This is a genomic window from Colwellia sp. 12G3, from assembly GCF_002836775.1.
Classification (GTDB): Bacteria; Pseudomonadota; Gammaproteobacteria; order Enterobacterales; family Alteromonadaceae; genus Colwellia.
Window position 1 is genome coordinate 1 of sequence record NZ_PJAQ01000006.1, and the last position, 24,625, is coordinate 24,625.

22 protein-coding genes are annotated in these 24,625 nt (G+C 37.4%); 5 read left to right on the plus strand and 17 right to left on the minus strand.

Translation table 11 applies throughout. From position 1 onward, the window contains the following. Positions 1–467: 467 nt before the first annotated feature. Positions 468–950 (plus strand): RNA recognition motif domain-containing protein, encoded by a 483-nt coding sequence (locus CXF71_RS01755; RefSeq protein ID WP_101231281.1) that lies wholly within the window; start codon positions 468–470, stop codon positions 948–950. Positions 951–1,346: 396 nt separating this feature from the next. Continuing rightward, complete coding sequence (gene trmA / locus CXF71_RS01760) at positions 1,347–2,441, plus strand: tRNA (uridine(54)-C5)-methyltransferase TrmA (protein ID WP_101231282.1); 1,095 nt, start codon at positions 1,347–1,349, stop codon at positions 2,439–2,441. A gap of 1 nt (position 2,442) precedes the next feature. Here trmA and fabR read toward each other — a convergent pair whose 3' ends face one another. After that, positions 2,443–3,075: an HTH-type transcriptional repressor FabR gene (fabR, locus tag CXF71_RS01765; protein WP_101231283.1), complete on the minus strand. Its 633-nt coding sequence runs from the start codon at positions 3,073–3,075 to the stop codon at positions 2,443–2,445. 128 nt (positions 3,076–3,203) lie between these two features. On the opposite strand from fabR, the gene sthA reads away from it, so the two are divergent. After that, positions 3,204–4,631 carry a Si-specific NAD(P)(+) transhydrogenase gene (gene sthA, locus CXF71_RS01770; RefSeq protein ID WP_101231284.1) on the plus strand — a complete coding sequence of 476 codons (1,428 nt, stop codon included), beginning with the start codon at positions 3,204–3,206 and terminating at the stop codon, positions 4,629–4,631. Positions 4,632–4,714: 83 nt separating this feature from the next. Further along, positions 4,715–5,218, plus strand: coding sequence for a SixA phosphatase family protein (locus CXF71_RS01775; RefSeq protein ID WP_101231285.1), 504 nt, complete (start codon positions 4,715–4,717; stop codon positions 5,216–5,218). 24 nt (positions 5,219–5,242) lie between these two features. Here the strand turns inward: CXF71_RS01775 and CXF71_RS01780 are convergent, their stop codons facing one another. The 15 genes from CXF71_RS01780 to CXF71_RS01850 form a co-directional block, all read right to left on the minus strand. Continuing rightward, the gene (locus CXF71_RS01780) at positions 5,243–6,679 is read right to left on the minus strand and encodes a hypothetical protein (protein WP_157826676.1); all 1,437 of its coding nucleotides are present in this window, start codon (positions 6,677–6,679) and stop codon (positions 5,243–5,245) included. Between the two features lie 37 nt (positions 6,680–6,716). Continuing rightward, the gene (locus CXF71_RS01785) at positions 6,717–7,814 is read right to left on the minus strand and encodes a hypothetical protein (protein ID WP_101231287.1); all 1,098 of its coding nucleotides are present in this window, start codon (positions 7,812–7,814) and stop codon (positions 6,717–6,719) included. Positions 7,815–7,883: 69 nt separating this feature from the next. Continuing rightward, positions 7,884–8,279: a hypothetical protein gene (locus CXF71_RS01790; protein WP_101231288.1), complete on the minus strand. Its 396-nt coding sequence runs from the start codon at positions 8,277–8,279 to the stop codon at positions 7,884–7,886. A gap of 129 nt (positions 8,280–8,408) precedes the next feature. After that, positions 8,409–9,650: a malic enzyme-like NAD(P)-binding protein gene (locus tag CXF71_RS01795; protein WP_101231289.1), complete on the minus strand. Its 1,242-nt coding sequence runs from the start codon at positions 9,648–9,650 to the stop codon at positions 8,409–8,411. 493 nt (positions 9,651–10,143) lie between these two features. Beyond that, positions 10,144–11,439: an adenylosuccinate synthase gene (locus tag CXF71_RS01800; protein ID WP_101231290.1), complete on the minus strand. Its 1,296-nt coding sequence runs from the start codon at positions 11,437–11,439 to the stop codon at positions 10,144–10,146. A gap of 126 nt (positions 11,440–11,565) precedes the next feature. After that, positions 11,566–12,105, minus strand: a complete 540-nt coding sequence (locus CXF71_RS01805; RefSeq protein ID WP_442871912.1) for a hypothetical protein — start codon at positions 12,103–12,105, stop codon at positions 11,566–11,568. 291 nt (positions 12,106–12,396) lie between these two features. Next, a complete protein-coding gene (gene hflC, locus CXF71_RS01810; protein ID WP_101231292.1) occupies positions 12,397–13,284 on the minus strand; it encodes a protease modulator HflC in 888 nt (295 codons plus the stop codon). 3 nt (positions 13,285–13,287) lie between these two features. Continuing rightward, positions 13,288–14,436, minus strand: coding sequence for an FtsH protease activity modulator HflK (hflK, locus tag CXF71_RS01815; RefSeq protein WP_101231293.1), 1,149 nt, complete (start codon positions 14,434–14,436; stop codon positions 13,288–13,290). Between the two features lie 62 nt (positions 14,437–14,498). Continuing rightward, positions 14,499–15,785 carry a ribosome rescue GTPase HflX gene (gene hflX / locus CXF71_RS01820; RefSeq protein ID WP_101231294.1) on the minus strand — a complete coding sequence of 429 codons (1,287 nt, stop codon included), beginning with the start codon at positions 15,783–15,785 and terminating at the stop codon, positions 14,499–14,501. A gap of 54 nt (positions 15,786–15,839) precedes the next feature. Further along, the gene (gene hfq / locus CXF71_RS01825; protein ID WP_101230266.1) at positions 15,840–16,091 is read right to left on the minus strand and encodes an RNA chaperone Hfq; all 252 of its coding nucleotides are present in this window, start codon (positions 16,089–16,091) and stop codon (positions 15,840–15,842) included. Positions 16,092–16,258: 167 nt separating this feature from the next. Continuing rightward, complete coding sequence (gene miaA / locus CXF71_RS01830; protein ID WP_198559812.1) at positions 16,259–17,194, minus strand: tRNA (adenosine(37)-N6)-dimethylallyltransferase MiaA; 936 nt, start codon at positions 17,192–17,194, stop codon at positions 16,259–16,261. Between the two features lie 41 nt (positions 17,195–17,235). Continuing rightward, positions 17,236–19,221: a DNA mismatch repair endonuclease MutL gene (mutL, locus tag CXF71_RS01835; protein ID WP_101231296.1), complete on the minus strand. Its 1,986-nt coding sequence runs from the start codon at positions 19,219–19,221 to the stop codon at positions 17,236–17,238. A gap of 6 nt (positions 19,222–19,227) precedes the next feature. Then, a complete protein-coding gene (locus CXF71_RS01840; RefSeq protein WP_101231297.1) occupies positions 19,228–20,562 on the minus strand; it encodes an N-acetylmuramoyl-L-alanine amidase in 1,335 nt (444 codons plus the stop codon). 16 nt (positions 20,563–20,578) lie between these two features. Next, positions 20,579–21,067 (minus strand): tRNA (adenosine(37)-N6)-threonylcarbamoyltransferase complex ATPase subunit type 1 TsaE, encoded by a 489-nt coding sequence (tsaE, locus tag CXF71_RS01845; protein ID WP_101231298.1) that lies wholly within the window; start codon positions 21,065–21,067, stop codon positions 20,579–20,581. A 38-nt stretch (positions 21,068–21,105) separates the two neighbouring features. Further along, positions 21,106–22,683 carry an NAD(P)H-hydrate dehydratase gene (locus tag CXF71_RS01850; protein WP_101231299.1) on the minus strand — a complete coding sequence of 526 codons (1,578 nt, stop codon included), beginning with the start codon at positions 22,681–22,683 and terminating at the stop codon, positions 21,106–21,108. Positions 22,684–22,741: 58 nt separating this feature from the next. On the opposite strand from CXF71_RS01850, the gene queG reads away from it, so the two are divergent. Continuing rightward, positions 22,742–23,944, plus strand: a complete 1,203-nt coding sequence (queG, locus tag CXF71_RS01855; RefSeq protein WP_101231300.1) for a tRNA epoxyqueuosine(34) reductase QueG — start codon at positions 22,742–22,744, stop codon at positions 23,942–23,944. A gap of 22 nt (positions 23,945–23,966) precedes the next feature. Here queG and CXF71_RS01860 read toward each other — a convergent pair whose 3' ends face one another. Then, positions 23,967–24,479: a hypothetical protein gene (locus CXF71_RS01860; RefSeq protein WP_232771342.1), complete on the minus strand. Its 513-nt coding sequence runs from the start codon at positions 24,477–24,479 to the stop codon at positions 23,967–23,969. Between the last annotated feature and the right edge of the window lie 146 nt (positions 24,480–24,625).

Consider the following 24,625-nt stretch of genomic DNA (forward strand, 5'->3'; position numbering starts at 1 on the left):
TTTGCTCGTTGCTGTTGCCCCGAAGCAGGAGGCGTATAATACGCTTCCTAGTTTTGATGTCAACGTTTATTTCAAATCATTTCGAGAAACATTTAAAACTACACGTTAAGTTATGTTATTTACCACTTAATCGCTTAGATAACATATCAAAACAGTCCGTTGATGATTCATTTTGCGTGAACCCTTTGGAACTGGAGCGCATTGTAGAGACTTTATTGTTTGGGTCAATACCTTTTCAACTTAAAATCATACTTATTGAATCGTTCGTTCACTTTAAAGGCAACACGTTCATTTAAACAACCATTCTAGTAGGTATTCTTAATATTTGTTCTTTAATATAAGATTAATTGCATAATTTTTGCACTTGATAGTTGCACATTATAAAAAGCTGCGTAACATACGAATTGCTATTTGCACATATTCAGCAGTTAAATTAGTTTATTAAAATAATAATTAGGTATCTTTATATGAAGTCTCCAACGTTACAAACAGTCGTCATCGCTGTTACTTTTGCTATCATCGCTTATATTGTCACTTTTGCCATACCAGCTAGTTCTGTCCTTGTTGCCAGTTTGGTATTTGTTAGTGCGTTTATCGCACCTTTACTAGCTGGTAATTTATCAGCTAATACCCGTTCATCTTCAACCAATGAAACTAGTGTTTCAGATGATGATGTTAGAACACTCTATGTTGGTAACTTACCTTATAGAGCAAATGAAACCTCAGTACGTGAGCTTTTCTCTGAACATGGCTCGGTACATTCTGTACGTTTAATGAAAGATAAGCATACAGGAAAACGTCGTGGCTTCGGTTTTGTTGAGATGGCCGCTGATGATTTAGATAAAGCTATTTCTGCATTGAACGATACAGAGTTTCAGCAACGTACATTAAAAGTTAGAGAAGCAAAAGATCGCCCAGAGCGAACTGAAGATAACAACTTAGACGATTAATGCTATAAATGATAAAAATAAAAGGCCGCTATCCTAATAGCGGCCTTTTTTATTACATAGTACTCAGCAGCGATAACATAATAGTTTTATAAACTTCTGGTATTATTTTATCTCTGGAATTGATAGTTATTTTGATGTAAGTCAAACGGCATAATAAGATAGTCCTTAGTTCTAGTCGCGAGGAAAGTTATTACTGCATTCTCTGACAATAGCATTTCCGATGCATGCTATCTTTGTCTCACCACAGTATTTCTACCTTTACCCAGTATTTAAAGTATAAATAATCATTATTTGGTTATTTATTCATTAGAGGGATTAAGAGCTAGACAAAATCTAGGTGGGTAGTAAAATTCGCGCTGTTATTCTTATCTCTATTACTTTATACAAGGCATTTTTATGTTTAGTCACATTCATCCCGATAATTACGATGCGCAATTATCAAAGAAACAACAAAATATGGCTAAGTTATTTAGTGATTTTAACCTACCTACTGCAGATCTATATCCATCGGTACCTTTAAATTACCGCCAACGAGCAGAGTTTCGAATTTGGCATGACGGTGATGATCTTTATTACATCATGTTTGATAGTGATACTAAGCAGAAATTTAGAATAGATGATTTTCCTGTTGCCAGTGAATTAATCAATAACGCGATGAAGGCATTACTCGCTGCAATTAGAGATCATCGTGAATTGCGTTTTAAACTTTTTCAAGTCGACTTTCTATCTACATTGAGTGGTGAGTTGTTGATAAGCATGTTGTATCACAAACCTCTGGAAGATAATTGGCAAGTTGAAGCGGAAAAACTAAAAGTTCAGCTATCAACAATAGCTCCGGTAGATATAATTGGTCGAGCAAAGAAGCAAAAAATTATTGTCGATAAAGATTATGTGATGGAATCTTTGCAAGTGGGCAACAAGACATATATTTATCAGCAAGTTGAAAATAGTTTTACTCAACCCAATGCTGGTGTTAATGAGCAAATGCTATTATGGGCTCAACAAGCAACACTAGATGCTGGCGGTGATCTTATTGAGCTCTACTGTGGTAATGGTAACTTTAGTATTGCACTTGCTGAAAATTTTGATCGAGTACTCGGTACAGAGATATCTAAAACTTCTGTTCGCTCCGCCCAAATTAATATAAAAGAAAATGGTATTGATAATATTGATATTGTGCGTATGTCGAGTGAAGAATTTAGTCAAGCCATGAATGGCGAACGAAAGTTCAGGCGTTTAGAAGATTTTGACTTAACAACTTATAACTACGATACGGTATTAGTAGATCCACCTCGTGCAGGCTTGGATAGAGATAGTGTCGAATTAGTTAGACGTTTTAATAAAATTATTTATATTTCGTGTAATCCTGAAACTTTAAAAGAAAATTTAGCGTTACTAGTAGAAACGCATAAAATTGATAAATTTGCTCTATTTGATCAATTTCCTTACACCGACCATGTTGAAACCGGTGTAATACTAACGAGAAAATAAACTAACGAGATTTTCTAGAAGCTTTGCGACGATTACTAAGCTCAAGAGCACCACGAGCGATAAAACGTAATTGCTGAATTGTTTGTTGAGCTAATTGATCTCGCTCTACTTTATCTTCGATATCAAGTGCATCAGAGCCAGCACTAAAAACAATCGTTACTGCTGCATTAGCCTGCATATATGCGACATCAGCTTCAAGTTGATTCGCTTTTTGAAGGTAATCACAAAGCTCCATAGTGAAATAACGAATTTCTCGAATTACTGCTGCACGAAAAGCGGCAGATGTCCCTGAGCGCTCACGCAGTAACAGTCTAAAAATATTACCGTTACTTTCAATTAACTCCATAAAGGTTTGTACTGATATTTGAATAACAGATCCTCCTTTAGCTATACGTTGCCTTGCTTGCCGCATTAACTGTCTAAGTGTTAGACCTGCTTCATCAACTAAAGTTAAACCTAATTCATCCATATCAGAAAAGTGGCGATAAAAAGATGTCGGCGCTAACCCTGCTTCTTTAGCTACTTCGCGTAAGCTTAAATTAGAGAAACTACGTTCAGCACTCAGTTGATTTAAAGCCGCATTAATTATCTGTCGACGGGTCTTTTCTTTTTGCTGTGCTCTTACACCACTCATCTAAAGTGCTCTTTATGACATAAAATTCAGTATTATTGTCATAATACTGAATTAGCTCAATATTGTCAGTTTTAGTTCTGATAATATACTGCTATATTTTTTATAATAAATAATACGAGGACTTACTGTTGGCTAAATCAAAAACAAGTAAAACTGTAGAAGCAAATTTTGATTATGACGTAATTATCATAGGCACAGGTCCAGGTGGAGAAGGTGCGGCAATGAACCTTGCCAAACGCCAAAAGAAAGTTGCGATTATTGAACGTTACCACCAAGTTGGTGGTGGTTGTACTCATTGGGGTACCATTCCATCAAAGGCATTACGTCAATCCGTAAGTCGTTTAATTGAATACAATTCAAATCCATTGTTTAATCAACGCGACCAAGTAAAACAACTTACCTTTCAAGATATTTTAAGTCATGCCTCTGCTGTAATTCGCAAACAAGTAAATTTACGTAGTGGCTTTTATAACCGTAATCGTGTTGAACATATCCAAGGTGAGGCTTCTTTTGTTGATGCCAATACTATCCGCATTATTCATCCTGATGGTTCAGTAGATAAAATTACTGCCAAGCAGATAGTTATTGCTACAGGATCTAGACCTTACCGTCCAGATGATATTGATTTTAATCACTCACGTGTTTATGACTCCGATAGTATATTAAGCCTGAAGCATGCGCCTAGACACGTCATAATTTACGGTGCCGGTGTTATTGGTAGCGAGTACGCCTCTATATTTAGAGGCCTAGGGGTAAAAGTCGACTTAATCAATACGCGTGAACGTTTGTTATCTTTCTTAGATGCTGAAATGTCTGACTCGCTTAGTTATCACTTATGGAATAGTGGTGTTGTCATAAGGCACGGTGAAGAGATTGAACGCGTTGAAGCCAATGACGATGCTGTCATTGTGCACTTGAAGTCAGGTAAAAAAATGCGTGCCGACTGTTTACTCTTTGCCAACGGTCGAACTGGTAATACGGCAGACTTAAACCTTGCTGCTGCAGGTATAAAAGCCGATGGTCGCGGTCAGTTAAAAGTAAATGATTGCTATCAAACAGAAGTTGACAATATTTTTGCGGTTGGCGATGTTATTGGTTATCCAAGTTTGGCTAGTGCTGCCTTTGATCAAGGCCGAATTGCCGCTTTAGCAATGGTTGATAGTACTAGTAAAGCTAAGTTAATTGTTGATATACCTACAGGTATATATACTATTCCTGAAATTAGCTCAGTTGGGAAAACTGAACAAGAGCTCACGGAAGCTAAAATTCCGTATGAAGTTGGTCGAGCTCAATTCAAGCATCTTGCGCGAGCACAAATTTCTAATAACTTGGTCGGTTCTTTAAAAATTCTCTTTCATCGAGAAACGAAAGAGATTTTAGGTATTCATTGTTTTGGTGAAAATGCAGCTGAAATTATTCATATCGGTCAAGCGATTATGCAGCAAAAAAATGGTGGTAATACTATAGAGTATTTTGTTGAAACAACTTTCAATTACCCTACTATGGCAGAAGCATTCCGCGTAGCAGCATTGAATGGTTTAAATCGTTTATTTTAATAATAACTTAAACATCAATTAGCTAGAGTAATTGTGAATACATATTGCTCTAGCCATATCACTTATTTAAAGAATAATTCTCTATGATAAAATTTAGCATCCTAATGATTAGTTCATTACTTTTAAAGCCTTGCTTAGCGAGTGATAACTTTACCCTTTACCTTGTCAGACATGCTGAAAAGCAAACTGACAGTAAAAACCCAGCATTAACACAATGTGGTAAGGAAAGAGCCAAACAATTAGCAACCTTACTCAGCACTGCAAATATCAAGTCTATCTATAGTACAAGTTACCAAAGAACTTTGTCGACAGCTGCGCCTTTATCTAATGCACAAAAAATAGCTATCAAAAATTACAACCCTCAACAACTTGAGCAGTTTTCTTTGCATTTAAAGCAGCGAAAAGAAAATGCTCTAATTGTCGGACACAGTAATACCACGCCACAACTTACTCAATTATTAAGCAATCATAATGTTGCAGAATTGAGTGAGAAAGAGTTCCAAAACTTGTATCAAATACAATTTATTGAAGGTGAATCTTTGTTAACTAAACTTATGCAGCCACATGAATGTAAATCAATAAAATAAATGTTGCTTACTTTAGCTGTTTTTTTAATACATAGTAACCTTTGCTTCATAAAGCGTATTATTCTCATCGCTATCATCAAAAAAAAGCGTTAGCTGATATTCCTCTGAGTCTATCTCATACATATTATCTAACTTATAGATATCAGCTGGGAAGAAGCTATCGAGATCTTTAATACTTTTTCCTTGGACAAAGTCACCCAAATACCATGGCGTTTTTGTTGAAAGATCGCCTTTTATTCTGAACAGCTCATCTAGTAATTGAATTGACACTAATTCAGCTCTCTTTATCTCTACAAGTAAGTTTTCGTTGTAAATATCTATATAGGACGTAGCAGAAACAGTAATACGTCCAAAAGGCTGACCTAAAACAGACTTAAGCAATCCTAAATCAATTGAGTTACCTTGGTTTAAATTTGCAATTATCCTCCTTAAACTATCAAACTGACCTTCTCTTTTATTTTCAACTTTAGATTTAGTTTCAATATAGCTGTTCGATTCTAAAGAAAAGTCTTCTAAAAAATAGTTTTTATCATTATCTTCCGAGAGCTGCCTGTAACCAAATGCTAGTATTAGGCTATTTTCTTTACCTTTTATAACTACTTCTTTTTGACTGTTTAGTTTCATATCCATCATCATGGCAGTCTTCACATCTAAGAAAGATGATTGTCGAGCTATTTTAGTAGCTAGCACCCAAGGCGTTTTATCAAAAAAATCACGTAGTGGCACCATATTTAATAACACAGGAGAAACAATGGATAATTTGCTTTGTACTTTAACTAATTTATTATTTTGAAAGTGTAACCAATGACTTCTACCGTAACCCGTAATAATAAGACCTTCAGTCATTGACAGCACAATACTAGGTTCGCCAAATTTATCAATTACTTGTTGATACTCTAGTCCGATGTTAATACCGTATATTCCATTAACCAGAGACAATTCATTATTTGTTATTATTGGATGATTCAATTTAGCTTTAGTCGGGGGAGTAAATACGACTTTGGTTTGTATAGTGATTGACGAACTCATCCCTTTTTTTACTTGATAACCCTTGTGATTATAAGGTGTTGCCTTTGTTTCACTTCTGCTGACGACCTTACACCCCTTAATCAACTCAGCTTCATAACTGACTATAAATTTAGTCGCATTAGCTGTATTTTGGCCATAAAATTTATCCATACTCATGGCTTTATTAACATCTTTATTTATCAGTATAAGAGCATCTGCGCCACGGTCTTTAGCTTTTCTACGTAATTTAGTCAATAACGTTAATGCTGTTTGCTCTGCTAGTGGTTGCTCTGTTATAACCTTTGCTAAATGATACTCAATGATTTTATAAGAACAATTTGGGTAGTAATCTAAAATGGGTGGCAGGTTATCTGTGGCATTCACCGATGGTATATACAATGAAGATGAAAATAAGTACGCTAAAGTAATTATTTTAAGGGGGGAAAAATTCATGTAAAATCCTTTTAATTGAATAATAAAATCTTGATGATTAACCATAAGTTAATAACATTCGATCTTTATTCAACTTTTCTAATAAGTTATATATGCTTCCAAACTTACTCATAAATAAGTATAAACTTGATGAGCCTAACTCTAAATCAGGTTTCATTTTATTCGCACCATTTATGAACGATTTTAATTTGTTTACTCTATTTAAAGAGGTAGTGGGATAACTTGAAAATGGGCTAATACTTTCCAAAACCTCTTTTTCGATAGCATTCCAATCTTTATACCATGAGGCATGGGAATTTCTTCTAGTAGGTGAACTTGCCAAAGATAAGTTTTCATTCAAATTAAAATAACGCTGATATTCTTTATTAGCTTTAATAAAATGAGGTTGCATCGTCTCTTGAGCAAGTTCTTCCCGAACAAGCGATAATAAATTTTCACTATTATTTGTCAATTCAGCATTGAGTTTTTCAAGCTCTATAGCACTACTTGATAACGCTAAATTAATTAAATATTGCTCTACTTGATTAATCATTTTTAATTGACTTTCAATTGCTAATTGCCATTGGGTTATTTCAGGCGACAATCCAGCTCCTTTTTCCCGCTCTAAAATACTCAATGAATGACTAATAAACTTAGCAGCCTGACCAAGTTGTTCCATCACACTATTAATTTTAATCACATCCCATTTAAGTACAGACTGATTTTGGTACTTTAATATAACCGTTGATAATGGAGTAGGTAAATTATCAAAAGATTTGGCTATATTTGATTGGACATCTAACAAGTATCTTAACTGCCCTCCTACTTTTAAAAGTACATCTTTACTTTCAGTTGTTGCCATTGTCCTATATGAGTCGTGGCTCGAAAGATATGCTAAATATATATGGTCTTCGGCTAAAAAGGACTTAGCTTTTTGTAACTCTAAAGATGCTAACTTAGCCTCATCTAACTTATTTTTATATTGGCTAGAATCTAAAGTAGCTAGTAACGTTAAGGATGCTAGGATACGTTTTCCATTTTTCGAAAGCTTAGCTTCTTCATAAGTATTTTCAGCTTGGTAGAGCTCTATTGGAGAGCAAGCTATTAAACTAATTAATGATAAAACGAATAGGCTTTTAACTATGTCAATTTTCATAATAAGATCCATTTCTCGATTCAGCCCTTCTCAATGGCTCAATGTATTATTAAGCCATTCCTTTTTTTACTAAAAAGACTCCCCCAAGTTAGCTTTCCCTAATCTAATTAATTCAACGGTAGTAATTTTAAATGGCTGTCCCCATTGTTGAATTGTCATCATATCTTTAATTATATGACCTTTTACTTTAAGTACTGTATCTGGTAATTGATATTTTTTTTCCAGATTCATTGGCAATAGTTTATCTCCAGACTTAGTAGTTAAACCATAAAAGCCTCCTTCAAAGTCATAATATTTCACAGTGACTTCTTGCCAAGTTTGTTCCTGTTTATCTTTCACTTGGCTATCTCCTTTCTGTAGTATCTCTTGTGTTTGAATTTGCTCATTACTGGCTTGCGAACAGCCAGTTAACGCTAGTGAAAGCATAATGCTGATTAATAAAAAGGGTGTTAACGTTTTTTTCATAATAATTATCCAATAAAAAAGGCCCAGTAATTTCCATACCATGGCCTTTATTTGCATTGTTGTCAAAATAATCAAAGACTAAGAAGGATTCAGTGAATATAAATCTTTTCCTAAATTAGCCAATAATCACTAAAGCATATAGTTTTCTGGCATTTCTAACGCTGCAACGCCAGAGTCTACCGCTGCTTGTGCAACAGCTCTTGCAACAGCAGCACACAGACGAGAATCCATAGGCTTAGGTATAATGTAGTCTTTACCAAAGCTAAGGGCTGTCTCACCACTCGCTTTAAGTACTTCAGCAGGTACCGGTTTCTTGGCAAGCGCTCTAATAGCGTGTACCGCTGCTATCTTCATCGCATCGTTAATAGTACGAGCACGAACATCTAATGCACCACGGAAAATAAACGGAAAGCATAAAACATTATTTACTTGATTAGGATAATCAGAACGACCTGTAGCCATAATTAAGTCATCACGAGCCGCAAGTGCAAGCTCTGGCTTAATTTCAGGATCAGGATTTGAACAAGCAAAAATAATAGGCTTATCAGCCATGGCTTGTACTTGCTTTGCTGATAGAAGATCTGGACCAGAGACACCAACAAAAACATCAGCGCCTTCAATGGCATCATCTAGCGTTCTTTTATCGGTATTGTTAGCAAATAATTTCTTATATTCATTAAGATCATCACGACGCGTATGTACCACACCCTTAGTATCGAGCATGTAGATTTTTTCTCGCTGTGCTCCACACTTAATCAACAATTCCATACAAGCTATCGCTGCAGCACCGGCACCTAGACATACAATATTAGCGTGTTTAATATCTTTACCTTGAATATCTAATGCATTCATCATTCCAGCAGCCGTTACTATGGCGGTGCCGTGTTGGTCATCATGAAATACTGGGATTTTACAGCGTTCTATTAGCGCTTTTTCAATAGCGAAACATTCTGGTGCTTTAATATCTTCAAGGTTAATACCACCAAAACTATCAGCAATGTTCGCGACAGTATTAACAAACTCTTCAACCGTTTTATGCTTTACTTCGATATCGAAAGAATCAATATTGGCGAAGCGTTTGAATAATAACGACTTGCCTTCCATCACTGGTTTTGAGGCCATAGGACCTAAATTACCTAAGCCTAATACCGCAGTTCCATTAGTGATTACCGCTACAGTGTTGCCTTTAGCAGTATACTTATAAACATCGTCTGGGTTTTTTGCTATCTCTCGACAAGGCTCTGCAACACCAGGGCTGTATGCTAGTGACAAGTCATAACTTGTTTCAGCTGATGTTGTCAGTGCAACACAAATTTTACCTGGCGTAGGTAGAGAGTGGTAATCTAAAGCTTGCTGGCGTAGATCTGTCATGAAGGTTCCTAATGCGTTATTAATAGTGTTAGTTTGTTGTTAATGAAAGTATAGCCATGTTTGTTTTTTATTATTATCGTTATTATTAACACTAGCCTTTACTTACTTATATGGTATTTCATAGTGATAGAGCAATACAAGCCTGTTTTACTATATAACCGCTATGTAAGCTGTAACTAATGAGACTATAGCATACGATAAAAACATATCAATTTGATAAATATTGGCTATTTACAATTAACTATTCAAGTAAAAACACAAGGTATGTATGATGAAATGGCCTTAAGCGCCTTTAAAACATATTAACTAGCGAAAAGCCATACATGCAGGATTATGAAAGTCGAAATGAATTAATCTAGACATCCGATCACTTAGAACCACATTTATATTATGCGTAAAATTTTTCCAAAAAAAAGTCCAACACTAGGCTGGACTTTATTATTCAGAAATTACTTTACCCTTTCTTTATAGATAAGGGTAAGTAAAGCAGTACTTAAAGGAAAGGGTTCACTTTAATAATCGTTTCAACACGATCTGGCCCGGTTGAAATAATATCTACTGGTATCCCAGTAATTTCTTCAATACGTTTAATATATGCAAGAGCATTAGCTGGTAAAGCATCAACTGACGTAGCGCCAACTGTACTTTCTGTCCAACCTGGTAACTCTTCATATATAGGTGTAATTTTTTCGTAACCTTCAGCCGCTGTTGGCGGTACTGTAATTACATCACCTTCAGGTGTTTTATAGCCAATACAGATTTTTAACGTTTCTAAACCGTCAAGTACATCAAGCTTAGTTAAACAGAAACCTGTTACACTATTTACTTGAATTGCACGATGCATTGCAACCGCATCAAACCAACCACAACGACGTTCACGACCCGTAGTAGCACCAAATTCATGACCTACGGTACCAAGATGGTTACCGACTTCATCATGCAATTCCGTAGGGAAAGGACCTGAACCAACACGTGTAGTGTAAGCTTTGGTAATACCTAAGATGTAATCTAAGTGACGAGGACCAACACCACAACCGGTAGCAACGCCACCCGCAGTTGTATTTGAAGAAGTTACGTAAGGGTAAGTTCCATGGTCGATATCAAGTAAAGTACCTTGAGCACCTTCAAACATGATTGACTCACCTTTTTTACGGGCTTGATCCAATATTTCAGAAATATCAGCAGTCATCTTTTTGATGGTATCAGCGATAGCTAATGCATCAGCTAAAATTTCTTCATAATTCACTGGCTCAACTTTATAGTAGTTAACCAATGAGAAGTTATGGTATTCAACAATTTCTTTGAGTTTAGCTGCAAATGTTTCTGCGCAGAATAAATCGCCGACACGTAAACCACGTCGTGCAACTTTATCTTCATAAGCTGGACCAATACCACGACCTGTAGTACCAATTGCTTTGTTACCACGTGCTATTTCACGCGCAGCATCTAAAGCGTTATGATAAGGAAGAATTAATGGACATGCATCGCTGATGAGCAAACGTTCACGTACAGGAACGCCTTTTGCTTCTAGCATGGTGATTTCTGTCATTAATGCTTTAGGACATAACACTACACCATTACCAATCAAACATTTTACGTTATCACGTAATACGCCAGATGGAATAAGATGTAACACGGTTTTTTCACCGTCAATTACTAAAGTATGACCAGCATTGTGACCGCCTTGATAACGAACTACGTATTTAGCTTTATCCGTTAGTAAGTCAACGATCTTACCTTTACCTTCGTCACCCCATTGGGTGCCGAGAACAACTACATTTTTGCCCATGTTTTTCTATTTCGTAAGAAAATTAGGCGGGAATTTTACCAAAGAAATAATTATAGTCCAAGTTAAAAAAGCAGCTTTTTAAGATGCTTTTAAAATAACTAAGTAAGTTAACAAGTTAGCTGTAAATTATTCATAGCCCCAGGGAGTAACTGGCGCACTAATTGGCTTTGTTAAATCAAAATCGACCCTGAATTCTCTCCCTTGACGGATCAAACGATAGGTAAATTTTTCTGGATAGATATACATTTGCCACGTATTGCCAACTGACTGCGGTATACCTTGATCAACAAAAAGCTCTTTAGAGTATTGATCTGCAGGGAAAGATTGCATCTGTGCCCAACCCGCATCATCAGTATGTCCACCATACATAGTTGATTTATCATTACTGCCATCTTTCTGACGATGATCATGTTTTAGTGAAAGACCAGAGCCCGTTTTAGTTATAATCCACGTTCTCGATGAATCATCACCCACATGAAAAGGCACTTGTAATTGACGGTCGGTACACTTGCGTACATGCATAATTAGTTTTTTATTAGCAAAACTTCCTCCCGCAGCATTATCAACAGTCACCTTGCCTTCATATGACTTACCACAATGTTTACTTATATTGTTAAAGAAATCATCTTGAGTCTTTATTGAAACTAAGGGAGCTTCCGCAGCCATTAATGTTGCGGTTATTGGCAATGATGCGATAACAGCGATTACATATCTTCTTATTTTCATATTTTTACCTTCATTGAATTTAAATTTCCGCAATTTTTGTGCTTCCACTTGATTGGCTAGGATGTAGGGTTTATCTCTTTGAATATAACAGAAGTAAACATAAATATATGTTTCATAGTGTTCATTTGATAATGACTTTACTCTGCTATATTTCAGCATTGTTTAGGCATAAAAAAGCCAGCAAATATGCTGGCTTTTATTAATAATCAGGAACTAATATATCAATGATTACTATTTTTTAGCTGCACTACCGTCTTTTAAAAAACGGAAGAATTCGCTATCAGGCTTAACAACCATGATATCATTTTTGCTGCTAAAACTTTTTTCATAGGCTTCTAGACTACGGTAGAAACTATAAAACTCTGCATCCTTAGTATAAGCATCTGAATACACTTTCGCTGCCAAAGCATCGCCTTCACCACGCAATGTAAAAGAGTTCTTTTGTGCTTCAGCTAACATTATTGTCACTTTAGCATCAATAGTAGCGCGTATAATTTCTGCTTGCTCTTGACCTTGTGATCTATGCTCTTTAGCAACCGCAGTTCGCTCAGCACGCATACGCTCATAAATAGACTGACTTATCTCGGTAGGTAAGTTGATCGCTTTAATACGAACATCAACAACTTCGATGCCAAGCTCTTCACGACTACTCGCAGCACTTACTAGCGCTTTACTCATTATCGCGTCACGATCACCCGACACAATATCTTTAATGGTACGATTACCAAATTCCGTACGCAGACCATTATTAATTTTTTGTTTTAATAATGCACGAGCATTATCTACAGAGCCTGAAGTACGAAGGTAATAAGTAGAGAAATCAACAATACGCCATTTTGCAAAAGAGTCGACTATTAGATCTTTTTTCTCTGAGGTTACAAATCTATCTGCTGGTTCATCTAATGTTTGAATACGTGCATCTAGTTTACGTACTGTCTCAATAAATGGAATCTTAAAGTGTAAACCTGGTTCAAACACCATCATTTCATCAGTAGCACTGTCACGCTTAATTTTTGAAAATTGGAATACGATGCCACGTTGACCTTCGTAAATAACAAAAACGGACGATACAGCGAAAATGAGCAGTAACGATAATATAGCAATGGAAAAATTCTTCATTTCTTAGTTACTCCCATTATTAAATCTATCAGAACGATCTGATGATGAAGTAGGTGATGTATTTACATTAGGCTCATTTACTGGTGCATAATTAGATTTACCACTACGATTGCTAGTATTTTGTTGCTGAATAATTTTATCTAAAGGTAAATACATCATATTATTTCCCCCTTCAACATCAATCATAACTTTACTCGTATTACCATACACTTTTTCCATGGTAGCTATGTATAAACGTTCACGTGTTACTTTTGGAGCCGCTTGGTATTCTGGTAAAATTTTCTCAAAACGAGCAACTTCACCTTGTGCATCTAAAACGATTCGACTTTTATAAGCAAGTGCCTCTTGTTCCATACGTTTAGCACGGCCACGTGCACGGGGCTCTATGCCACGAGCATAAGCTTCAGCTTCACGCAAGAAACGCACTTCATCTTCTTGTGCCGAAATTGCATCATCAAAAGCATCTTTCACTTCATTAGGTGGACGAGCATCTTTAAAGTTAACATCTACAATAATTAACCCTAGGTTATAAGGCTCGATAACTTTATCTAACTCTTCCCAAACTGACTGACGAATAGACTCTCGACCACTGGTTAAAATATCATCCATTTTAGCATGACCGACAACATAACGTAGTGCACTATCAAGTGATTGCTTTAAGCTATCATCTGCATTGGTAACACTAAAAATATAATTGCGAGCATCAACTACGCGATACTGAATTTCCATTTCAACACTTACTACATTTTCATCTTTGGTTAACATAAAACCAGATGAAGGCATTTCACGTGTACTTTGCATATCAACCGGGATAATGCGATCTATAAAGGTCCATTTCCAGTTAATACCTGGTTCAACAGTGCCTGAATATTCTCCAAATTTTAGTACTATGCCCTGCTCGGCTTCTTTAATGGTGTAAAAACCACTAAATGCATAAACCACAGACGCAACAACAAGAAGGATAGATAGTCCAATATTAGAAAAGCTTTTACCTGATCCAGAACCACCTTTAGTTGTTTTACCACCAAATATACCGGTAACTTTTTTACCAAGATCATTAAGAAGTTCATCTAAATCTGGTGGCCCTTGATTCTTGCCACCCTTGTTTTTCCAGGGGTCTTTTTCATCATTCCCCGGTTCGTTCCAAGCCATATTGTTCTCCACTAAAATTGGCGAAAATAAAATCATCGCCCTTACAATTAAAAATTATTTAATTAATGTTTAATATAGTCAGCTAACTCACTGTACTTATTAGCAATTAATCGCTCCCATTCCCGCGATGGCATATTAACTTCAAGGTGACAGTGACCTTGCTCATCAAACGCCTCGCTAGTAACGCAATTTAACCTGTATAACTCACCACGTAATTTGCCAGCACTTGGTGGGATACTCAAATGATGATTAACCACTTTTATATCTAAGCGTTCGGCCAGCGCAGTAAATAGCAGTTCAGTACCGATATTTGCCTGAGCTGATAACCAAACACGAATTGGCAACCCTTGATCGTCTCTATCTATTCTTGGTTCAATATCATCTAAGTTATCAATTTTATTACAGATAATTAACTGAGGTACATCGTTCGCTTCAATCTCTTTAAGTACATGTTCTACTTGTTCGATATTTTCGCTACGCCTGTCATCTGAAATATCAACTACATGCAATAACAATTCAGCTTCGCGCGTTTCAGTTAGTGTCGCCTTAAACGCAGCAACTAAATCATGCGGTAGGTGGCGAATAAACCCCACTGTATCAGCTAGAATGACACGACCTACACCAACTAAATCAATTTTTCTTAACGTTGGATCTAAAGTCGCAAAAAGCTGATCAGCGGCATACACATCTGCCTGTGTTAAGGTATTAAACAGTGTTGATTTACCAGCATTGGTATATCCAACCAAAGATAAAGTCGGTAACTCGGCTCGAGTTCTCGCTCTGCGTCCTTGTTGTCTTTGTACTTCAACTTTGCCTAAACGTTTACGGATATTAACCATACGTTCACGCAATAAACGCCTATCTGTTTCAAGTTGTGTTTCACCTGGCCCTCTAAGGCCGATGCCACCTTTTTGTCTTTCTAAGTGAGTCCAGCCTCGAATTAAACGACTACTCATATGACGTAATTGTGCTAACTCAACTTGTAACTTACCTTCATGCGTTCTAGCACGTTGCGCAAAGATATCAAGAATTAAGGTGGTACGATCAACCACACGACATTCACATAATACTTCAATATTCTTTTCTTGTGATGGCGTTAAACTATGATTAAACAGAACGACATTAGCGCCAACTAGATGAACAGCATCACGAATTTCTTCAGCCTTCCCCGATCCGACAAAAAAGCGAGGGTGAGGAGTATTTCGTTTGCCTGTGACAACGGTTAACGCTTGTACACCGGCAGAAGACACTAACATTTTAAATTCGTTTAGGTCTTCTCTACTGCTTTCATCTGGAAAGTCTAAATGAACTAATACTGCTTGCTCACCCGCTTGATAACGTTCAAACAATAGCGTTAAATCCTAGTACCATAATTAATCGTACTAAAAAACAGATAAAAAGCTTTAATCATCTGAGGATTGATCATCCGAGTTAGGTACAGGTGCTGTATTAACAGCGCGAGAAGGTACAACAGTAGATATAGCGTGCTTATATACCATCTGACTAACAGTATTTTTAAGGAGAATAACAAACTGGTCGAACGATTCTACTTGTCCTTGTAACTTAATACCGTTAACTAAATATATTGCAACTGGAATGCGATCACGACGTAACGCATTTAAAAATGGGTCTTGTAAAGACTGACCTTTTGCCATTATATGGTCCCTTTTATTATTATTAAACGTTACTGATAAACTTAAAACACAGTAACAAAGTATCTGAAAAATTTACTATAAAAACAACACAACAAAACGTTGTATTAAATAGCTAACGAATTAATTATACATCAATTTTCAACTATTGCTTTATATTTGCTTACCCTTTAATTCTTTGCGTTAAGCAGTGATAAAACTTGGTTTAAATTGGTTTTATCATCCGTTGTCAGCCAATGTAAATCAGGCCAATTTCTTAGCCAAGTTAGCTGTCTTTTAGCTAATTGTCTGGTTGCACAAACACCACGAAAAATCATTTCATCGTGATCAAATTCACCATCAAGGTATTGCCACATCTGTCTATAGCCAACACAACGAATTGACGGTAAATCTTGATGTAAGTCATCTCGTGATTTTAACTTAATCACTTCCTGTTCAAAGCCCTGATCTATCATTTGTTGATAGCGCAGTGCTATTCGCTCATGAAGAGTACTACGTTCTTGGGGAGCTATAGCTAATTGTAAAACATTGCCGGCGAGCTTAGCACCTTTTATTTGAGTCAATTGTGTCAAAGTGTTACCCGTCAACCTATACACTTCTAATGCTCGAGTGATACGTTGGGGGTCATTCGGGTGTATTCGCTCAGCAGAAACAGGATCTATTTCGGCTAGCTGGTCATGCATTGTTTGCCAGCCTTGTGTTAACGCTTCACTCTCAATTACTTTTCGTATATTAGCATTAGCTGTTGGTAAAGGTGATATACCTTCAATTAAGCTTTTAAAGTACATCATAGTGCCGCCGACCAACAATGGAATGCGGTTATTACTTCGTATTTCTGCAATTTGGGCTAAAGCATCATGACAAAAATCTGCTGCTGAGTAGCTTTCACTGGCATCACGTAAATTGATAAGTCTATGGGGGTAGCTAGCCAATTCCGCTGTTGTTGGTTTGGCTGTACCAATATCCATATCTCGATAAATAAGCGCAGAATCAACACTAACAATATCGCAAGGCAATGCGGTTTGCAGTGCCATCGCCAAAGCGGTTTTACCCGATGCGGTTGGCCCCATTAAACAAATAACAGGTGGTTGATTAGATTCTGCGATGCTTTGAACTGACACGAATACGTAACTCTTATTTAGAATGACTAAAATAACTTCTTAATATGTGATGTAAGGTCAAGAGGGATAGAATTCAAGAGTAATTGCTGACTAAGTTGTTCATTAAATAATTTTTTAGATAATTTTAATAAAATATCAGCTTGTGTTTCGTCATATTGGCTTAAAACCATCGCTAAACCAACACTATAATGAATGTCCGTTTCACAAAGTGCTACACCGTTTTTGAGATTTAAACTTTTAATAAGTTCATCAAGGATGGTTAGCAGCGCGTTACTTACATCTTGCTCACGTAATAACGCCGGAAATTGCCTAATTTGTATTTTATTTTTACTCTGCTCAACAAACACAATACCAGCTTTAGAGAGTAGCTCTTGCTCCGCTAATGCGATGCTTCGTTGTTCCTCAGAAAGGCTTAACATTACCGGTAATAACAGCGGTTGACTGACTAATCCTTCAGTAGAGTCCTCTAACAAATCATGTCTACGTGGCCAGCTTTGCTCAACAAGTTTACCGTAAGTACTTTTCGCTAATTTAAAGAGCGATAACACTCTCACACCACTTACCGCTTTATAAAGTGCATATCCGGGCTGGGATAAGCTTAGAAGAATGCTTTGCTCAGCGGAACTATGCAGACCCGTAATATTTAGCTCATGTGCCACGTTAGGAGCAGAACCATTGGAAAGCACTTCTTGCTTGTAGTTTTCAACATGAGGTGTCATTAATGCCTGATAATTACTCGCTGCAGCTAGGGAAACTTCATTCGACTGTGCTTTTTGGTTATTACCGCCGTAGCCACTAACAGCGGGATCATAGACCGACTGACTGCTATTTGCATCACTAACATGTTGCAATGGTCTAACATAATCAGCTCGAGGGTAATTCACCGCAGAATGACTGACGTTTTCTGAATTGGTTGGCGAATAGTTAGCTGGCGCTTCATTTGCTGTGGAATATGACTGTTCGGTTACTAGCGACATATCATTATTAGCAGAAGTAAATAATTCTTCGCCAGATAGCCCTGACGTCAGCGCTTTATGGCAAACGGAGTAGATAAAATCATGCACATAGCGACTTTGATGAAAACGTACTTCATGTTTCGATGGATGAACATTTACATCCACCTCTTTATGGTCAAGCTGTAAAAAAAGTACAAATGCAGGGTAGGTATCCGGTGGCAGTAAATCGGCATACGCTTGTCGAATGGCATGATTAATTAACTTGTCACGCATCATGCGTCCATTTACATAGCTATAACACAGATCATTTTGACTGCGCGAGAAACTTGGTTTTGCTAACCAACCCGATAGCGTCATGTTGTCATGAGGGCAATCGACCTCAACGGCATGTTCAATAAACTTTGGGCCACAAATCATAGCAACACGTTTAGTACATTGTGCATGAGTACTCGCCATGCGATATTGTCGAACAGTATTCCCGTTATGCGTAAGGATAAAACTCACTTCAAAGTGGGCAAGCGCGATCCGTCTTACGACTTCATCAATATGATTAAATTCAGTTTTTTCCGTACGTAAAAACTTTCGCCTAGCCGGTGTATTGAAAAACAAGTCGAGTACTTCAATACTGGTACCATCGGGATGAGCTGCGGGTTTTATGCTCACTGACATATCCCGTCCTTCTGCAACAGCTTGCCATGCTGTTGCTTGTGCTTTTGGCTTAGATGTTAACGTTAATCTGGCAACCGAGCTGATACTGGCTAATGCTTCACCACGAAAACCTAAGCTATCAATAGCTTCTAAGTCACTCAAATTTTTAATTTTACTGGTTGCATGACGGCTTAATGCCAAGGTTAATTCGTCTTTTACTATGCCATGACCATTATCAGTAATTTTTATCTTTTTAATGCCACCTTTATCAACATCGATATGAATAGACGTCGCCCCCGCATCGAGACTGTTTTCAATCAATTCTTTAATAACAGATGCAGGGCGTTCGACCACTTCACCAGCAGCAATTTGGTTGGCCAAACGTGCAGGCAAGATAGCAATAGTCATAGGGGTTTATCCGGTACGGGGAATTTTTAATGTTTGACCAATTCTTAATGAATTAGATTTTAAACCATTGATATTTATTAACTTACTCATCGATGTATTGTAACGTTTGGCTAATACAGATAGTGACTCTCCGCTACGTACCTTATGCTTTTTATAGCCTACTGAAGCAAAATAAGACCCTGTTAAGGGGTGTGCCATAAAGTGATTTTTGATACCGTTATGAATTGCATCAGCTAAGCGTTGCTGGTGTTTAGACCAGATTAGGTTTTGTTCTTCTTTATGATTAGAAATAAAGCCTGTTTCGACCAGTATTGAAGGTATATCCGACGATTTAAGTACCGCGAAGTTACCATTTTGAGGTGTTTTTTTGTGCATTGTAGTGATTTTTTCAAGCTCTTTTATGACATTATTAGCCACACCAAAACTGACGCCTAATGAGTGCTCTTTGCTCATATCAGCTAAAGCTAGCGCTAAATGACTGTCTGAGGTATTTTTAATTACACCGCCACCACCGCCCAATAATTCTGATTTTTTCTCTCGATTTAGCAACCATCTCGATAATTCTGATTCTGCACGACTTTTAGTTACCACCCAAACTGAGGCTCCACTGGGCTTGGGGGTATGAAAAGCATCTGCATGTATTGAGACAAAAAAATCTACATGTTTATCTCTCGCTAAGCTAGTGCGACGATTCAAATCGACATGATAATCACCACTTCGGATCATTACCGCTTTCATACCCTTTTCGTTATTAATTAACTTCTGCAATTTTTTAGCTATCGCTAAGGTTACTCTTTTTTCGTAGGTACCTTTACCACCAATTGAACCGGGATCTTCACCACCATGACCGGCATCAATGCCAATAATGATATCGCCAACACTTTCCTTTGGTTTAGAAACATTCTTTTGACTACGATTTTTATCGTAAAGATCAATCACCAAGCGATTTCCGTATTGTCCCGCAGGTGCTAATGGAAAAACGGTGAGCTGATAAGATTTAGTTAATTCTAATACTAAGCGGGTTTTACCCTTACTGACACTGGAACGAAAAAGCTTAACTCGAGGATCGTTAACTGCAAGGCTACGTAATGAAACGGTATTTTTTGTATCGGTAAAGTCAATTACCAATCGGTCTGGTTTACTAAGGGTAAAAAATTTATAGTCTGGCTTTTGCTTAACATCAAAAACAATACGAGTATTTTCTGGCGCTGGCCACACACGAATGCCATCAATGCTATTGGCAGCAAAAGTACTCACCGAAAATAAACTTGATAAAGCTATAACACATAGCAAACTTAGAACACGTAGCTTTGCTATCGCTAGGAGACTTCTCCGATACATCCAACTACCCCAATTTTTATAACTTTATAATATGTGCAAGCGCGGTTAAAACTTGTTCGCCATGAACCGATTCTGCTTGCAGCTTGATGATTCTTTGTTCATCTTGATACGCTATATTAATGATTAAATCTGGTTTAGCCAATAGCCCAGTGCCTTTTTCTGGCCATTCAATAAAACAACAACAGTCATTATTAAAATAATCTCGAATGCCCATATATTCTAATTCTTCAGCATCAGCAAGCCGATATAAATCAAAATGAAATATTCGCCACTTCGCTAATTCATAAGGTTCAACCAAGGTATAAGTAGGGCTTTTTACATTACCTACATGCCCCATACCTCGGACAAATCCTCGAGTAAGCGTCGTTTTACCTGCGCCTAAATCACCGTTAAGGTAAACCACTAGCGCTTGTTGAACGGTGGCACTTTTAAGTACTTCTGCCAATCCTGAGCCCATGGCAATGGTGGCAGCTTCATCAGGTAAAAAATATTCTAATTGCTTCATTTTACTTTTCTATATTTGTTGCGACAACTATAACGACATTAACGATTGGACATTTTCCCATTAAGCAGTTGCTGCAATGGTATAAATAAATCACTCGCTAACAAGCCTCGCTGACCATTATTACTGGCTATAATATCAGCTGCAGCACCATGAATATATGCCGCGATGCATGTTGAGTAAAAATTATTATCACTTTGCATCACTAAAGCACTAATAATCCCGCTTAATACATCACCCATACCACCCGATGCCATTCCCGCATTACCTGAGTTATTGATAACAACATGCTCTCCATCTGAAATTAATGTACCCGCTCCTTTAAGTAAACAAATACCACCATATTGATTAGCAATAGTGCGTACGGCAGAAAAACGGTCTGCCTCAACCGTAGCAACATCACAATGTAATAGTGCAGCCGCTTCTTTTGGGTGTGGTGTTAATATCCAATGATTACATTTTTGTTTGGTCTTACTTAATAGTATTAAAGCATCGGCATCAAGAACTGCGGATTTATTCTGTGCTTGACTAGTTTTGCATATTAATTCAAATAGCTGCTGTGCTTCTTCACTTTGCCCTAATCCTGGACCGATGAGGTACGCTTTGGCTTTATGCAGTTGAGTTGAGCTAGCTAATAAAACACTGCTTACTGGTGCTAACATCAACTCAGGTCGGCCGCTCATGATAAACGCTTGATTATTTTGGTGACAACTCACTGCAACTAAACCGGCACCACAACGCAAAGCTGATTCACTGGCAAGGCGAATTGCCCCTGGCATCCCCAAACCACCGCCAACCGTTAGTAGTAATCCGCTGTCACCTTTATGACTGGCCGCTAAGCGCTTAGGTAGATTTAAGGGGCTTGTGAATTTCGAATAATAATTAACTGTGTCTATTTTATCGGTGAAGGCCTTATTTAATGCTAACGGGCTAAGTATTAATTTTCCGACAAAAGTTGCTGCCTGCCCTGTGAGTAACCCTTGTTTATAAACAATAAAAGTTACTGTGACACAGGCAACAACGGCTTGGTTTTCTATAGTATTGCCCTTAACTTGACCGCTTGTCGCACAAAGCCCTGATGGCACATCTATACTTATAACGCTTGCATCATGCTGATTAATGCTGGCAACTAACCTCCGCATAAGGCTAGATAATTGTCCGGTAAAACCGATACCAAATAACGCATCAACGATGACCTCTCCGCTAAAGTTATTAATAATATCGACACCTTCTTTATTATTCCTATCGCCAATATTATCGATAATAAGTTTCCCCCCTGCAGATATCATCATTAGATAAGCGAGTAAGGCATCTCCCTTCAACTGACTCACATCGCACGTCAGTAGAGCACTAACCCTTATATTGGCGTGGTGCGCTAATTGAGCAAGAATAAAACCATCGCCACCATTATTACCCTTACCGCAGAGCACTAATATATGTTTGGCATTGGGCCAACTTTTCAATAATTGCTCAAAAGCAGCTAATCCCGCACGCTGCATTAGCTCAAATAAGCTTATGTTTTGACTTTGCGCAATATCGGCTTCATTTTCTAATACCTGTTTGGCACTATACACTGATGTCATAGGGGGCTTTTGTGATAAACTTAGCGATAATTTCATGGTTATAATTCAACCTCAATAAATGATTTAACAAACAAGCCGAAGCTGACTTTATTTTATGACAACGTCTCTTATTAACTATCAAGAATTAGCAGAAAAAATCAAGTTCTGGGGCAAAGAATTAGGTTTTTCTGATTTAGGCATCAGTGATATTGATTTATCTGATCACGAATCTGTCCTAGAGCGGTGGTTGGCGAATGGCTATCACGGCAATATGGATTATATGGCGCGCCATGGTTTAATGCGTGCTCGACCAGCAGAATTAGTACCCGGTACCATTAGAGTTATTAGCGTACGTTTAGATTACCTGCCACAAAATGCTAAGTTTTCAAGCATCCTAAAAGATAAAAGCAAAGCTTATATCAGCAGGTATGCACTCGGTCGTGATTATCATAAATTAATGCGTAAACGCTTGCAGCAATTAGGAAAGAAAATAGCAGAGCATTGTAGCGAATTTAACTGCCGACCATTTGTTGATTCAGCACCGGTAATGGAAAGACCACTAGCAGAAAAAGCGGGGTTGGGTTGGGCTGGTAAACATACTTTATTAATCAATAAAGAAGCCGGCTCTTGGTTTTTTCTCGGTGAGCTATTTGTCGATATTCCCTTGCCAGTTAGTCGTAATGAATATAGTGCTAATGCGATTAAAGCGATTGAAACACAAACTAAAACCAATGATTGCGGCACTTGTGTAGCCTGTATTAAAATCTGCCCGACGAAGGCGATAGTAGAGCCTTATACTGTTGATGCCCGGCGTTGCATTTCTTATTTCACTATTGAATCGCCCGATGCCATACCTGAAGAGTTGCGCCCTTTAATGGGGAATCGTATCTATGGATGCGATGATTGCCAATTAATTTGCCCTTGGAATAAGTACGCTAAACTTGGTCTTGTTGATGATTTTCAGGCGAGAAATAACCTTGATGATATCAGCTTACTAGAATTATTTTCTTGGTCAGAAGATTACTTCCTCAATACTTTGCAAGGATCTCCGATAAGACGTATTGGCTTTCAAAGCTGGCAGCGTAATATTGCGGTGGCATTAGGTAATGCCCCTTACAGTGATATTGTGGTAACCGCATTAACCGAAAAACTTTCTGAAGTAAGTGAACTTGTTGCTGAGCATATCAATTGGGCGCTAACACAGCAGCAGAATAAAAAAATGCTTACGGATAAAGTGGCAGCAGAGCAAGCAAAAAACCATCGATTAACACTACGCTTGATCCGCTCCGTTGAGAAAGGGCTTACTAGAGATGCCTAAGCCATAACATCATAAAAAGTGTTTATACTTTGTTGAGCATATCAATATCCGCTCTGGCTTCATCTAGCTCATGTTGTAGGTTCAAGAGTTTTTTTATCGCATCATTCCTTTCACAAATTGCCTTTTGCTCTCTTGCTCTACTATCCACCAGCTGTTCTTTGGTTTTTGTCAAGGCTGCCATCACATTAGCAACGTCTGTGTTGTGAGCAAACTTTCGGTCGTCTCGAGCAGTAACAAAATCATCATCTGCTGAATTTAAAAGTTCTCTCGATTTAAAACTAAAGTAATTAATAATCAAACGTCCAAGAAAGACAATGCACGTTAACAATAAGACGACAAGGTATTGATTTTCTTCAAGAGATACTAAAGATGTGCTTACTTTTGTTAAAAAATCACCTTGAGCCTGTATAAAATAACTAAATAGTTGATTATGCCAAACAAGCCACGTGAGAATATAAATAACAATAAAACTTGGCGCTGGGTTTTGGTGCTCGGTGAAGGAAAGTATTGATTTGAGGGTTTTCTTATTAATCACAAAAAGTCCTTTTTAAATTCGATTATATGTTCAAGATTCAAGGTATATACCCATTCCACTTAAGATGCTCGTTTCAGGAAGTCTGAGCGATTCATAATCAAGGCACATTTTTTTATTAAGGGTCATTCCCTTAAAAACAAATGTAA